The 14,237-nt window shown below is 61.4% G+C and carries 12 protein-coding genes and 1 pseudogene; 5 read left to right on the top strand and 8 right to left on the bottom strand.

What is annotated here, in order from left to right:
• Positions 1-223: 223 nt before the first annotated feature.
• Positions 224-1,134 (bottom strand): annotated as a pseudogene (locus tag GGI60_RS24110) (HNH endonuclease).
• 181 nt (positions 1,135-1,315) lie between these two features.
• Here GGI60_RS24110 and GGI60_RS24105 point away from each other — a divergent pair.
• Complete coding sequence (locus tag GGI60_RS24105; RefSeq protein ID WP_009986922.1) at positions 1,316-1,615, top strand: hypothetical protein; 300 nt, start codon at positions 1,316-1,318, stop codon at positions 1,613-1,615.
• A 96-nt stretch (positions 1,616-1,711) separates the two neighbouring features.
• On the opposite strand, the gene GGI60_RS24100 is transcribed toward GGI60_RS24105, so the two are convergent.
• From GGI60_RS24100 to GGI60_RS24075, 6 genes are all read right to left on the bottom strand, one after another.
• Complete coding sequence (locus GGI60_RS24100; RefSeq protein ID WP_183918957.1) at positions 1,712-3,082, bottom strand: alpha-glucosidase/alpha-galactosidase; 1,371 nt, start codon at positions 3,080-3,082, stop codon at positions 1,712-1,714.
• A 22-nt stretch (positions 3,083-3,104) separates the two neighbouring features.
• On the bottom strand, positions 3,105-4,772 hold the full coding sequence (locus GGI60_RS24095; RefSeq protein WP_183919069.1) for an ABC transporter ATP-binding protein: 1,668 nt from the start codon (positions 4,770-4,772) through the stop codon (positions 3,105-3,107).
• A gap of 10 nt (positions 4,773-4,782) precedes the next feature.
• Positions 4,783-5,919 (bottom strand): ABC transporter permease, encoded by a 1,137-nt coding sequence (locus GGI60_RS24090; protein WP_183918958.1) that lies wholly within the window; start codon positions 5,917-5,919, stop codon positions 4,783-4,785.
• Between the two features lies 1 nt (position 5,920).
• Positions 5,921-6,928: an ABC transporter permease gene (locus tag GGI60_RS24085; RefSeq protein ID WP_086156551.1), complete on the bottom strand. Its 1,008-nt coding sequence runs from the start codon at positions 6,926-6,928 to the stop codon at positions 5,921-5,923.
• A 178-nt stretch (positions 6,929-7,106) separates the two neighbouring features.
• A complete protein-coding gene (locus tag GGI60_RS24080) occupies positions 7,107-9,194 on the bottom strand; it encodes an ABC transporter substrate-binding protein (RefSeq protein ID WP_086156550.1) in 2,088 nt (695 codons plus the stop codon).
• Positions 9,195-9,318: 124 nt separating this feature from the next.
• Entirely contained in the window at positions 9,319-10,785 is a 1,467-nt protein-coding gene (locus GGI60_RS24075; RefSeq protein ID WP_106795690.1) for an alpha-glucosidase/alpha-galactosidase, read from the bottom strand.
• A gap of 244 nt (positions 10,786-11,029) precedes the next feature.
• Here GGI60_RS24075 and GGI60_RS24070 point away from each other — a divergent pair, with 244 nt between their 5' ends.
• Entirely contained in the window at positions 11,030-11,872 is an 843-nt protein-coding gene (locus GGI60_RS24070; RefSeq protein ID WP_183919070.1) for an AraC family transcriptional regulator, read from the top strand.
• A gap of 25 nt (positions 11,873-11,897) precedes the next feature.
• Here GGI60_RS24070 and GGI60_RS24065 read toward each other — a convergent pair whose 3' ends face one another.
• Positions 11,898-12,959 carry a class I SAM-dependent methyltransferase gene (locus tag GGI60_RS24065; protein WP_183918959.1) on the bottom strand — a complete coding sequence of 354 codons (1,062 nt, stop codon included), beginning with the start codon at positions 12,957-12,959 and terminating at the stop codon, positions 11,898-11,900.
• Between the two features lie 197 nt (positions 12,960-13,156).
• Here GGI60_RS24065 and GGI60_RS24060 point away from each other — a divergent pair, with 197 nt between their 5' ends.
• The 3 genes from GGI60_RS24060 to GGI60_RS24050 are packed head-to-tail and all read left to right on the top strand — an operon-like array spanning position 13,157 to position 13,985.
• The gene (locus GGI60_RS24060) at positions 13,157-13,474 is read left to right on the top strand and encodes a multiprotein-bridging factor 1 family protein (protein WP_106795689.1); all 318 of its coding nucleotides are present in this window, start codon (positions 13,157-13,159) and stop codon (positions 13,472-13,474) included.
• A complete protein-coding gene (locus tag GGI60_RS24055) occupies positions 13,475-13,735 on the top strand; it encodes a hypothetical protein (RefSeq protein ID WP_097581874.1) in 261 nt (86 codons plus the stop codon).
• 10 nt (positions 13,736-13,745) lie between these two features.
• Positions 13,746-13,985, top strand: coding sequence for a hypothetical protein (locus GGI60_RS24050; RefSeq protein ID WP_037113314.1), 240 nt, complete (start codon positions 13,746-13,748; stop codon positions 13,983-13,985).
• Positions 13,986-14,237 lie beyond the last annotated feature (252 nt).

The raw sequence follows: 14,237 nt of genomic DNA, 5'->3' as shown, positions 1-14,237 counted from the left end.
GCACCAAGAAAAACGCATGCTATGCGCATTCAGCGTGGATCCAATTCTTATGCCAGCTCTGTCGATGGGTGATTTAGGTGACGCAATTACGGTTTTTTGGCAAGCGGGCGGTAAATGACTTGGTCTATAGCGCGGCAGAAGGCCTCTAAAACGCTCGTCGGCAGCGGCGGTTTTTAGGTAGCTCTCTCGGCACTAACGGCTCAAACGATCCGGGCTGTCTTTGCTACTGCTTGAAGCAATATTGGCGATGCCACTGGAGAAAATGAGGATGTGGCCGCTCGAACTGCCGGGGCGGCACAATCGCCTTTCCAGACTTGTTGATCAGGCTTCGGACGCTTTCCCGATCGTTGGCTTGCCGGGAGATTAGGATATCGAGTTCATCCGAGAGGCCGATCAGCCCGCGGTCGAACATCCAGTGTGCGGTACCAGAAAGAGCAATGCCGTTCGTGAGAATATCGGGTCCATTTGCCTCCACGGGGCGGATATGCGCAGCGTCGACTTCCGCACGCCCGCCGCCGTTTATCAGCTTCAGGCGGTGATTGCGCACCGTTTGTCATAGGCCTGCAGCACAAGTCGACGAAATAGCCGATTGCGCACTATCCGCGACGACAGCTGCATAACTCGATCGCGGTCGTGGTCGAATGTGAAGAGCGCTTGAGCTCTGTCTTCAAATCCGTCGGCACGGGGCGCTGCTCCTGGCTCATCCAACCGAGGCAGCTCAGGCTCATGCTCATCTAAGCCAATCAACACGATCCGATTGAAATCTGCAGTGGATATCGGGCGTACAGCGGCCTGTGCTCGACCGGAAATCCGCCGCTCCTCATTCAGCACCCCCCGCTCAATCACACCGTCCGGCCCGCTAAACGGAACGGCATTGACGAAATCGAGGTAACTGCCAGGCTCGATGAGTGCCAGATACATGCCGGACGCCTTCGGATCCGGAATGACCTTGGCTACCTTGGCGACAGCAAAATAGCCGCGGGTCACCGCAACCTTGCGCGGCTCGTAATAAATAATCCAGTCTCCGAGGCAAGCTTGCACGCGACCGAGATATTGAGTCGGGAACTGATATTGTTCTGCCGGGCTGTCGTCGTAGATCGAATCTGAGCGGTGGATGAAGACCCCGAATCCCATGTCCGATGCGTAGCACGACCAGATCGGTTCAGATACCGCATTTGCATCTTCCGTTTGAAGAGAATTGATCAGGAAAGATTCTTTGGATCGGACAGACGAGGGCGGGCTCCGCAAAGTTTGGGTTGACCGCCTTCGATGACAAGGCAACACTTGCACCAGCAGCAAGGCAGGAGGAAAATCGATGGATGAACCAGACCGCTGGCGCAATATGGCAACCGCACCGAAGGACGGCAGCCGGATCCTGGTGACGATCCGGGCGTCCGAGCAGGGGCCGGCGGAGGTTGATCTCGCCTATTGGTCGCATGGCGATCAATTCGCGGGAGAAGGCTGGCGCGCCTCGGATTCTTCGCCCGGGCACATTATCGAATATGCCGAGCCGGAGTTGAAGTGTTGGATGCCGATGCCCTCGGCCAATCGCACCTCGATGCCCTCGCCCTGGGAAGGCGATGACGACGAGCAGCTCGATGGATCGGGGATCTAGAGTTTCCGGCGTTTGATGCCGACGGGTTTCCCCACGCAAAAGCCCCGCGGTTGTTGCCACCGCGGGGCTCCTTGATGCCCGACCAGGGAGAGGCGGTCAGGCGGCCTGGACTTTCTTGGAGGTGCGGGCCCATTCCGGCAGCCAGTCGCCGTGGGTGGCGAGCAGGTCGTCGACCAGCGACCAGATCTGGTCGAGGTCGAGTTCGGCGGCGGTGTGCGGATCCATCATCGCGGCGTGGTAGATGTGCTCGCGATTTTCGGTCATCAGCGCCTGCACCGTCAGCTCCTGCACGTTGATATTGGTGCGGATCAGCGCGGTCAGCTGCGGCGGCAGGTCGCCGATGAAGGTCGGCTGGATGCCGGAGGCGTCGACGAGGCAGGGCACTTCGGCGGCGCAATTTTCCGGCAGCGAGGTGATGCAGCCATTGTTGCGGACGTTGCCGTAGATCACCGAGGGTTCGCCGGTCCAGACCGAGTTGATGATCGAGGAGGCATATTCCTTCGATGGCTGAACCTCGATCTTGTCGGCGCTGCGGTAGGCCTCCGCCTGGCCCTTCCAGCGCTCGATCTGCTCGATGCAGCGCTTCGGATATTCATCGAGCGGGATGCCGAATTTCTCGATCAGGTCATCGCGGCCCTCCTTGATAAAATAGGGCGTGTATTCGGCGAAATGCTCCGAGCTTTCGGTGACGAAATAGCCGAGCCGCGTCAGCATCTCATAGCGCACCTTGTTCGGGCAGCGCGGGTTCCAGCCGGGCTTCGGCGCCCTGCCCTCGCGATAGGCGCGCAAGAGATCGGGATAGAGGTTGCGGTAGGAGCCGTCGGCCTGGCGATGCTCGAATTTGAGATAGAAGGCCATGTGGTTGATGCCGGCGGCGCGGTAGCGGATTTCCTCGTAGGGAATGTCGAGATCGTGGGCAAGCTCCATCGCCGTGCCCTGCACCGAGTGGCAGAGGCCGACCTGGCGAATGGTCGGGTATTTCTCCGCAATCGCCCAGGTGTTGATCGCCATCGGGTTGACATATTGCAGCATGATCGCCTGGGGGCAGACGGCGAGCATATCCTCGCAGACCTTCCAGAGATGCGGCACGGTGCGCAGGCCGCGCATGATGCCGCCGACGCCGAGCGTGTCGGCGATCGTCTGGCGCAGGCCGTATTTCTTCGGCACCTCGAAATCGGTGACGGTGCAAGGCTCATAGCCGCCGATCTGGAAGGCGACGACGACGAAATCGGCGCCGGCCAGCGCCTTGCGCTGGTCGGAATAGGTCTCGGCCCTGGCCTTGACGCCGAGCGTCGAGATCAGCTTGTTGACGACGATGCCGCTTTCTTCCAACCGCTGCGGATTGAGGTCCATAAGGGCGATCGTTGCGCCCGAGAGCGCCGGACGCTGCAACACGTCGCCGATGATGTTCTTCATGAAGACGGTGGAACCTGCTCCGATGAAGGTGATTTTGGGATTTGCTGCCATTAGTGCCTCCGGCATTCGATAATCATGCTACCTCGAAAGCGGCCTTGACGAGCCGTTCGGTGTAGGCGGTCTTGGGATGGGTGAGAACTTCGTTGACGGGACCTTCCTCGACGATCTTGCCATGCTGCATGACGATGACGCGGTGGCAGAGCGCCCTCACAACCTTGAGGTCGTGGGAGATGAAGAGGTAGCTCAAGCCCCGCTCGTCCTGCAGCTTGCGCAAGAGTTCGATGATCTGCGCCTGGACGGAGAGGTCGAGGGCCGATGTCGGTTCGTCGAGCAGGATGAATTCCGGCTCCAGCGCGATGGCGCGAGCAATGGCGATGCGCTGGCGCTGGCCGCCGGAAAATTCATGCGGGAAACGCGAGAGGATATTGCTGGGCATGCCGGCGGCAACAAGCGCCTCGCGCACCCGGTCCTGCCGCTCGGCCCTGGTGGCGCCGAGCCGGTTGACGACGAGGCCTTCCTCGATGATCTGGCCGATCGTCATGCGCGGGTTGAGCGATGAGAACGGATCTTGAAAGACGATCTGCATGCGGGCGCGGAAGGGGCGCATCTCGGCGCGGGAGAGGCCGTGGATCGGCTGGCGGTCGAAATGGATTTCGCCGGCCTGCGGCGTGTTGAGCCGCAGGATCGCCTGGCCGAAGGTCGTCTTGCCGGAGCCGGATTCGCCGACGAGACCGAGCGTCTCGTGGCGGCGCAGCGTCAGGCTCAAGCTGTCGACGGCGACGAGTTCGCGCATCTCCGGCTTCAGGAAAGTGCCGTGGCGCATCATGAAGCCGACGCGCACACCCTTGGCGTCGAGGATGATATCGGATCCCTCCGGCAGCGGATTAGCCTGGCCGCGCGGTTCGGAGGCGAGCAGGTGTTTGGTATAGGCGTGCTGCGGATTGGCAAACAGCGCTTCGGTGACATTGTGCTCGCGCACTTCGCCATGCTGCATGACATAGACGTAGTCGGAGAACTGCCGCACCACCGTCAGGTCGTGGGTGATGAGGATGACCGCCATCCCCAACTCTTTCTGCAGGTTGCGGATCAGGTTGAGGATCTGCGCCTGCACGGTGACGTCGAGCGCCGTCGTCGGCTCGTCGGCGATCAACACATCGGGATCGTTGGCGAGCGCCATGGCGATCATTACACGCTGGCGCTGACCGCCGGAAAGCTGATGTGGATATTGCATGAGCCGAGCGGCGGGATCGGGGATCTGCACATGTTCCAGCAGTTCCAGCGCCCGCTTTTGCGCATCCCTGCGGCTCATGCGCCGATGCACGCGGATCGCCTCGACGATCTGGCTGCCGATCGTATAGATCGGGTTCAGCGAGCTCATCGGCTCCTGGAAGATCATCGAGATGCGGTCGCCGCGCAGCTTGCGGCGGGCCCGCTCGGAGAATTTCAGAATATTGCTGCCGTCATAGGAAACAGTCGATTTGTCGGAGACCACGGCGCGCTTCGACAAAAGCCCCATCACCGTGCGCGCCGTCACCGATTTGCCGGAGCCGGATTCGCCGACGATGGCGATGGTCTCGCCGCGATAGAGCTGGAAGGAGACGTCCTTGACGGCTTCGACCATGCCGTCCTCAACCTTGAAATTCACCGCCACGTTGCGGGCGTCGATGATCGGCGTTTCCGAGCGGCCGTCATGGTCGTGGCGGACGGGCGGGGCGAAGGAATTGACCAGGGAAAGAGCCATATCGATCACCTCAATAGGGGTCGACTGCATCGCGCAGTCCGTCGCCGAGCGCATTGAAGGCGAAGACGGTGACGAGCACGAAGCCGACGGGAGCGAGAATCCAGGGATAGGAGCCGATGACCGAATAGGTCGCCGTATCCTGCAGCATCAACCCCCAGGAGATCAGCGGCGGCTTGACGGCAAAGCCTAAGAAACCGAGGAAGGATTCCAGGAGCACGACGCTCGGTATGGCCAGCGTCACCGCGACGATGACGTGGCTCATCACATTCGGGAAAATATGCTGCATGATAATGCGCCGGTCGGTGGCGCCGACGGCCATCGCCGCCCTGACGTAATCGATACGGGCGAGCGCCAGGGTCTTGCCGCGCACCTCGCGTGACATCTGCGCCCAGCCGAGCGCCGACATCACGACGATCACGAAGCCGAGGAAGACATTGGTCGGCGCCGTCACCGGGATCAGCGAGGTCAGCGCCAGATAGAGCGGCAGCTGCGGGAAGGCGAGCACCAGCTCGACGAAGCGCTGCAACCAGATATCGAAGGTGCCGCCGAAATAGCCCGACACCATGCCGACGGTCGTGCCGATCAGGGTGACGATGAAGACGACGGTCAGCGCGATCATCAGCGAGATGCGCGAGCCGATGATGGCGCGCGACAGCACATCGCGGCCGAACTTGTCGGTGCCGAGGAAATGCACGGGCTGGCCGTCGGTCGAGCCGAAGAAGTGGCGGTCGGCCGGAATGAGGCCGAACAGCTTGTATTCGGCGCCCTTGACGAAGAAGCCGAGCAGGCGCGGATTGTCGTAATCCATGCCGACGATCGGCTGGAAGGTGACCGGGTCGAGCTCCTCGGAATCCGAAAGCGCATAGACCCGCGGCTGGAAGACGAAATTGCCGTCCTTGTCGTGGAAGCTCATCACCTGCGGCGGCGCGAAGCCGACATCGGTCGCCTTCGGATCCATCGGCGCGAAGAAATCGGCAAAGACCGCCATCAGGAGCAGCAGCCCGACGAGCACCAGCCCGGCCATGCCGGTCCAGGAGCGCCTAAGCCGGCGCCAGACGAGCGCCAGATAGCTCTCATTGCCGTGCGGAGGCTTCCTGATCGCGTGCTCGGTTGTCGGCGGCGTGTCGGAAGAGTCGAAAGCAAGCATCTCAGGCTCCTCCGAATTGGCGTACACGTGGATCGAGCAAGGCGAGCAGCATGTCGGCGATGATATTGCCGACGATCAGCGTTGCCGACAGCACCATCATGAAGGTCGCGGTGACATAGACGTCGCCGACCGCCATCGAGCCGACGATCGCCGGCCCGACGGTCGGCAGCGCGAAGATGATCGCGGTTTCGATCTCACCGGTCAGCATGTAGGGCAGCACGACGCCCTGATACATGACAAGCGGATGCAGCGCGTTCGGGACGGCGTGGCGCATCACCACCGCCCCGCCCGTAAGACCTTTGGCTTTGGCGGTTTCGACATATTGGGCATTCAGCGTGTCGAGCAGATTACCGCGCATGACGCGCATATTGTAGGCAAGCCCGCCGAAGGTGGCGATCGCCACAACCGGCCAGACATGGCGGACGAGATCGACGAATTTCGCCCAGGACCAGGGCGCGCCGCCATATTGCGGCGAAAAGAAGCTGCCGATTTCGGACACGTTGAACTGGAAGACCAGGAGATAGACGATGATCAGTGCCATCAGAAAGCGCGGCACCGTCATGCCGAGGAAGGAAATTCCCGAAAGCAGGCTGTCGATCCAGCTGTACTGGCGCGTCGCCGCCCAGATGCCGAAACCGATGCCGAGCACGGAAGCGAAGATGTGGCAGACGAGCGCCAGAAGCAGGGTGCGCGGCAGGCGCTCGCCCACGACGTCGGCAACCGGTTTGTTGTAGAACATGCTGTAGCCGAAATCGCCGCGGGTGACGATGCCGCCGATCCAGTTGACGTATTGCACGACCATCGGCTTGTCGAGGCCGTGCTCGACCCGGTAGGCCTGCGCCTGCGCTTCGGCCTGGGCGTAGGAGGCGCCGCCCTGGTTGATCAGCTGCGATCTTATGTAATCGGCATAGTCACCGGGCGGAGCCTGGATGATCGCGAAGGTCACCACGCTCAGGATGAACAGAACGGGGATCGCGGAGGCTATGCGCACGAGCAGGAATCGTAACATCGGACGGTCCGCTTCTCCTTGCCGCCAGTCGCTCCTTGTCGGCGCGGCCGGCTTGTTGGTCATATCAGGCCGCGCGCCACGCGCGGCCTGACTCTCGCTTCAGCTGGGAGGGAACTTTTTCCCGCGCGTCGCATCACCTGCGACGCGCTTTGGCTCTTTCATTCCTGATGCCAATGCATCAGTTGATCGGACCCTTGTCGCCGGGCTTGCCGGGCAGCTGCTCGGGGAACAGCTCGTATTTGCCCTGCTTGTCGGCGGCCACCCACAGGCGTTCGCGGATCACCGAATCTTCAGCCCAGTTGAACATGAAGATCGGTGTGCCCTGGGGGACGTTCGAGAAGCGCTTGTTGATGATGAGCGCGCCCGGATATTCCGTCAGTCCGACGGTGTTGACGTGCTCGGTCGAGATCTTCTGATACTGCTTCATCAGATTGACGCGCTCGTCATTGTTCTGGCTCGTCGTAAACTTATTGACGACGTCGACCAGTTCCTTTTCGAAGGGCATCAGATCGAGCTGATCATCCTTGCCGGCGCGATGCTGCCAGCTGGTGCGCGGGCCGACCGGGGCAAGCTGCTCGGTATTCTGCACCACCGACGACAGTTCCGTGGTGTTGCGCTGGATCAGCCAGTCGAAGCGGCCGGCATAATGCGCATCGTCACGCTTGGCGCCGTCGAGCGCATTGAGGACGATCTTCAGCCCGAGCTTCTCCATCTGGCCGACCACACCTTCGGCAAGGCTCTTGTCGGTCGTGTACTGATTGTTGACCAGCATGACGATTTCGACATTCTTGCCGCCGGCCGTGCCGGCCGGGAAGTTCACGATGCCGTCGCCGTCGGTATCCTTGAGGCCGGCCTTAGCGAGTTCGGCCTTGGCGCCCTTGAGATCGAAGGGATAATAGACGGTGGAGTTGCGGTCGTAGAAGCTGGTGCCGGAGGAAAGCCCGCCGGGATAGATCGCCGTGAACGGTCCCTTGACCAGCGAGTCGCCGATCGCCTTGCGGTCGAGCGCCATGGTGACGGCCTTGCGGAAGTCCTCGTTGCGGTTGAGCTCGCGGATCGCCTGGCCGCGCTCATCCGGGTTGCCCCAGCCATTGGCGGAGAAGTTCATCCGCAGGTTATAGCCGATCAGGCGCGGCCCGAAGGCAAGCCGGGCCGGCGCGGTCTTTTCGGCGGCCCGCTTCAGCGAGGCGACGAAGTTTTCCGGCTGCTCGAGGTTGGAGATATCGGCGGAGCCTGCCACGGCCTGAACGTCGCGATCAGCCCAGGTCGAGAGCTTGTAGTGCAGCTCGTTGAGATAAGGCAGCTGGTTGCCCTTCTCATCGACCTTCCAGTAATAGGGGTTGCGGCGCAGCACGATGATGTCGTCGGAGCGATATTCCACCGGCACCCAGGCGCCCATCACAGGCATGTTCATATATTCCGGCGGGAAGGCGTTTTTGAACTGGTCGTAGGTGTTCTTCGAGTATTTCGGGTGCTGGGGCTTCAGGATATGCGACGGACCCGGGCAGAAGTTCGGATAGGCCATCGTGTAGAGATATTGCTTCGGGAAGGCCTCCTTGAAGGTCCATTCGACCGTGTAGTCGTCGATCTTCTTCAGCGTCGTGCCGACACCGAAAGCCTCAGGCGATGCGCCGCCGCCGAGCGGCGAGACGTTCGGGTCGATCACTTCGTCGTCCCAGTAGAACATGATGTCGTCGGCATTGAAGGGCGCGCCGTCCGACCATTTGGCGCCTTCGATCAGATGCATGGTCAGCTTGTGGCCGTCCTCGGACCAATCCCAGCTCTTGGCCAGGTTCGGCAGCGGCTCGGTGTCCTGGGCTTTCACCTGGAACAGCGGCGCGGTGCGCGTCAGGCATTCGGATAGGCCGATATCGATGCCGCCCCAGCCCTGCGTCTGGCCGGCGCCGTAGTTCCAGCCTTCCGGCCGGCCGCCGATGACATGGCGCATCGTATCGCCGTAGACGCCGACGCCATCGGGCATATTGCCCGTCTTGAAGACCATCGGCTCCTTCGGCAGACGATCCTTCACGGGGGGAAGCTTGCCGGCGGAGACGAAATTCTTCGTCACCCAGTCGGGCTCGTGATATTCGGGCAGCGCCTTGAACTCCAGAATGGAGTCGCGCGCGACATAGTTGATCTTGCCTTCGGCCGGAAATTCCGGCGGCACCGGCGGCACGGTCGGTTCGGAAGCATGGGCATGCAGCGCCAAGACCGAGACGCCGAGCGCCAGTCCGGCCAGAATGCCTGCTTTGCGGAAATTCATCATCGTTTCTCCCTCTTGTTTCGGAGCACGGGGGCAGCCGGCTCCTTTCTCCTCGAACGGCGTGACGGCGGGTTGATGTCATGGATTTCCCTCCCGGAAATCCATGACGACCCATCCTTCACGTAAATCAGCCGGCCTGTTTCAGCGCCGCCTTTTCCGCGCGCAACTCCTCGATCGAGCGGACGCTGCGGCGTGCGGCCCCGGCCCAGTCTCGGGTCTGCACCTTGGATTTCGACAGCCGCTCCTTGGCGGCCGGCACGGCCTCGGCATATTGCGGCAGCCAGCGCGCTTGGGCAACGACCATCTCGTCGACCATCTGCCAGACCTCCTCGGGCGTCGAGACGGCGCCGACCAGCGGATCGTGCAGCACGGCGAGCTTCAGAAGGTCGATGTCGCCGGAGATCGCCGCATGCACCGACATGCGCTGGACGTTGATCGAGGCGATGCAGGTGGCCGCACAGGCTTCCGGCAGGGTGACGCCGGAGACCATGTTGATGCCGAAGCGGTCGACGAAACCGGGCGATTCGATGATCGCATCGGCCGGCAGGTTGGTGATGACACCATTGTTCTTGACGTTGAAATGGCCGCGATAGACCCGGTTGGTCTCCAGCGCCTCGAGAATATGGCTCGCATGTTCGTTCGAGCGCTTGGCTGGATCGATCGGCTTGCCGGCGGATTCCAGGAATTGCGGGAATTCCGTCTCGAACCAGTTGCGCGTTTCGGTGGAATAGCGGAGATAACCGCCGGTCTCGCCGTGGATCCAGTCGGACATGTCGATCCAGCGGGTAATTTCCTCCGGCCGCTTGCGGTACCAGGGCAGGTATTCCGAAAGGTGGCCGTTGCTCTCCGTCGAATAGACGCCGAAACGCTTCAGCACGTCGATGCGCAGTTTCTCCTGCTGCGAATAGACGGGATGCGCCTCGAAGGCGGCCACCAGCTCATCCTTGCCGATCTTGCGGCCGTTGAGGCGCAGGTCGATAAACCAGGTCTGGTGGTTGATGCCGGAGCAGACATAGTCGAGCTCGCCAAGCGATTTGGCGCCGAGCACCTCGGCGATCTGTTCGGCGCCGTGCTGGACACCGTGGCAGAGACCGACGGTGTCGACCTTGCCATATTCGATCGCCGCCCAGGTGTTCATCGCCATCGGATTGGCATAGTTCAGGAATTTCGCGCCCGGCTCGGCGACCTCCCGGATATCTTTGCAGAAATCGAGAATGACGGGGATGTTGCGCTGGCCGTAGAGGATGCCGCCGGCGCAGATCGTATCGCCGACGCACTGGTCGATACCGTATTTCAGCGGAATGCGGATATCGTCGGCATAGGCCTCGAGCCCGCCGACGCGCACACAGCTGATGATGTAGCGCGCGCCTTCCAGCGCCTGGCGCCGGTTGGTCGTTGCCGTCACCTTGGTCGGCAGCCCGTTCGACTCGACGATACGGTCGAGGATCGCCTTGATCATTTCGAGATTGTGTTCGCTGAGATCGGTCAGCGCGAATTCGACGTCGCGGAACTCCGGAACGCACAATATGTCGGTGAACAGCTTCTTGGTGAAACCGACGCTGCCCGCACCGATGATAGCGATTTTGAAACTCATGATCTTCACCTCGACCCGATGGAATGCTAGAGAAAATATGGTTGTGAGGGATCAGGCCGCATGCCGGCGCATGTGGTTGAAAGGGCCGTAAAACCTGCCTGTTTTCCTCCCGGCCGCTGTATCGGCCGCGTTCTCCTCTTTTTGTTGAGCGGGATTATGCCCGAATTCGGCAGGCCGACCAGAGAAGGATTATGCTTTCAGGGGTAATTTTGTGCTGCAGGATTTGATCGCCAGCGGACAGTCGATGAGGACGGTTTCGCTGCCCCGCGGACGCCAGCGTCTGCACGCCATGCCGACCAGCGCCGGCTACGAAGTGCGGGAGAACGAGACCTATGACTGGGACGGCCGAAAACGCGGCCAGACTCCGTTCACCGTGCTGCAGCACACGATCAGCGGCAGCGGCCGGCTACGCTATTTGAATCGCAACTATCACCTCCAGGGCGGCGACACGCTCTTGGTGCTCGTCCCGCACAATCACCGCTACTGGCTGGAGAAGGGCGAGCGCTGGGAGTATTTCTGGATCTCGATGAATGGCGAGGAAACCCTGCGCATCCACCAGCTAGTGCTGTCCACCGCCGGCCCGGTCTTGAAGCTGCAGCCTTCGACCATCGATCATCTTGCCGATTGCAGCCTGCGCCTCGTCAAGGGCGCGACTTCGCCGGGTGCTGCCTCGGCGATCGCCTATGAAGCGGCGATGGCGCTCTATGACGACGTCTTCGGCTCATCGGCCTTTGCCGCCGAGCTCAGCCTGATGCAGCCAGTGATCGACCATATCAACGCCAATCTCGACAAGCCGCTGCCGGTCAATGAACTCGCCGCCATCGTCGGCCTCAGCCGCGCCCATTTCTCGCGCAGCTTCGCCGAGAGCGAAGGCGTGCCGCCGGCCGAATTCGTGCTGCAGCAGCGGCTGCAGCGCGCCGTCAAGCTGCTGACCAAGGCGGACTTCCTGCCTGTCAAGGAAGTCGCCATCATGTGCGGCTTCGAAGACGCCAATTATTTCTCGAAGGTCTTCCGCCGCGTCTACGGCACCAATCCCACCGAATTCCGCACGACTGGCATGTATGCCAGCATCGGCCGGCCGAAATAGCGCCGGCCGCCGCGCCGCCGGCTTCTCAGGCCCGGACTTCGAACACCATGTTGAACGGTGTTTCGGTCGCCCGGCGGAAATGCTTGAAGCCGGCGTCGAGCGCCACCTTGCGCAACCTCATTTCCCCCGCCTGGGCGCCAAGCCCGAGCCCCACCTCCTGGGAGAGCGATGCCGGCGTGCAGATCATCGTCGAGGCGCCGTAATAGACGCGTCCGACAGGATTGAGATTGTCCTTGAGGTGGTCATGGGCAAAAGGCTCGACGATTAGCCAGGTGCCGTTCGGCGCCAGCGTCTCCTTGACGTGCCGGCCGGCGCCGACCGGATCACCCATGTCGTGAAGGCAGTCGAACATGGCGACCATATCATAGCCGCGCCCCGGAAATTCCGCCGCCTTGCCCTGCTCGAAGGTGACGCGGTCGGCGACGCCGGCCTCTTTGGCGGCGGCCTTGGCTCTTTCGATCGACGGGCTGTGATAGTCGAAGCCGGTAAAATGCGAGGCGGGATAGGCCTGCGCCATCAGGATGGTCGAGGCGCCGTGACCACAGCCGACATCGGCGACATTAGCGCCGGCCTTCAGTTTCTCCTCCATCCCGGCAAGCGCCGGAATCCATTCATTGACGAGATGGCTGTTGTAGCCAGGACGGAAGAACCGCTCGGTGCCGCGGAACAGGCAGGTGCTGTGTTCGTGCCAGCCGAGACCCTTGCCGGTGCGAAAGGCTTCGGTGACCTTCGGCTCGTCCATCCACATGGATTGCACGACCTCGAAGGCGCCGACGAAGAAGGCCGGGCTGTTTTCCTCGGCAAACACCATCGCCTGTTCCGCCGTCAGGCTGAAGCGATCGGTCTTTTCATCGTAAACGATATAATCCGCAGCCGCCTGGGCGCTCAGCCATTCCCGGACATAGCGCTCCTTGATCCCGGTCTTGGCGGCAAGCTGCTCAACGCTCACCGGCTTCCCGTCGGCCATCGCCTTGAAGAGCCCCACCTTGTCGCCAAGCACGACCAAGGCACCTGACATGGCGGCGCCGACATCGCCGACGAGACGACCGACAAGTGCATCGAGTTTCTGCATATCTGGCTCACGCATCGTTGCCTCCCGGGCGTGATAAAAGGGCAGTAAATTAGACTCTAATAATATGCAGTCAATCAACCCACCCCATCGCCCAATGAGGCTAGGCATCGAAGGTCGGAGCAATTGCATCGGCTTGCCTTCTGCGGGCGCGTTCACATTTTTATAGAGCTGCCCCAGCGCCAGATCAGAGTCTCAATGCCAGGTGGATATTAATGCTGTCTCCAGCCCAATGCCGTGCCGCGCGTGCTCTCATCGCCTGGTCCAAGCAGGATCTGTCCGCAGCCTCTCAGATAACCAAGGCGACGATTGCCGGTTTCGAGGCAGGAAGGCTTTCCCCTGACGAGCGAACGCTGCGGCATATCAAGCGCGCCCTGGAAGACGCCGGCGTGCTTTTCATCGCGGAGAATGGCGGCGGCGCCGGCGTTCGCTTGGCAAAACCGGCGTCGGCTTCTATAGACACGGACGAGACCGAGACGGTCCAATATGAAGAATATCTCAAAAACGACGCCCCTCCCGGCGCTGGCGGCTGAATGACAAAGAAGCAGAAGATTGAGCACTCCGAACTGGCCGGAGAATTCACCGACGACGGCATCACCGTGCTCGTCGATATTTTTCGAACCGCCGGCAGCAACGAAGACTGGACGATGGAAGTCGTCACCCAGTCTGAAGATCTGATCCGCTGGGACGAGCCCTTCGCGACCGACCGGGAGGCTTTTGACGAATTCCTCGCGGTGGTGGCGCGCGACGGCATCCGGTCCCTTCTCGAAGACGAAGAACCTTCCGTGCATTGAGGGGCAGCCCGTGAAAAGCATCAATGATCTCGTCGCCTCGGCGAAAACCGTCTGTGACCGATACCGGGCCGGGCGGATGGAGCGCGAAACCGTGCGCGAATGGGTCCTTGGACTGGGCGCCTATCCATCGCCGCATGGCGAGCGCGTGCGCGAAGCGATGGAATGGTTCCGGCTGCACAATCGCGAGCCTGTGTCGGAAGATATCGTGCTCGTGGATATCGACCGGCTCAAGGCGATTTCGGCGCCGTGACGAGGAAGCGCTTTGCTTCAGCGGCGATCCGGACTAGCGCAATTGCGCCGTTACTCGGCGGCGTAGGACCAATGACGATCATGAGCCTTAGGCATAATGCCCTCATCTCAGCTTCCTTGCGAAGAGGCCTGGGGGTTTTGCAGCTTCGGTAAACGTGACACGCTTACGAGGCTGACATGGCTCTTGGATCTCATGCGTGAAGCGCAAACCAAGCGCGGCTAGGTTATTTAATTCGTGCCATAAGTAGAAGGA

Origin of the sequence: Rhizobium lentis (assembly GCF_014200175.1) — a bacterium.
GTDB classification, from domain to species: Bacteria; Pseudomonadota; Alphaproteobacteria; order Rhizobiales; family Rhizobiaceae; genus Rhizobium; species Rhizobium mulingense.
Note: the sequence above shows the minus strand (reverse complement) of the source record. Positions and strands in the feature narration are given on the sequence as shown.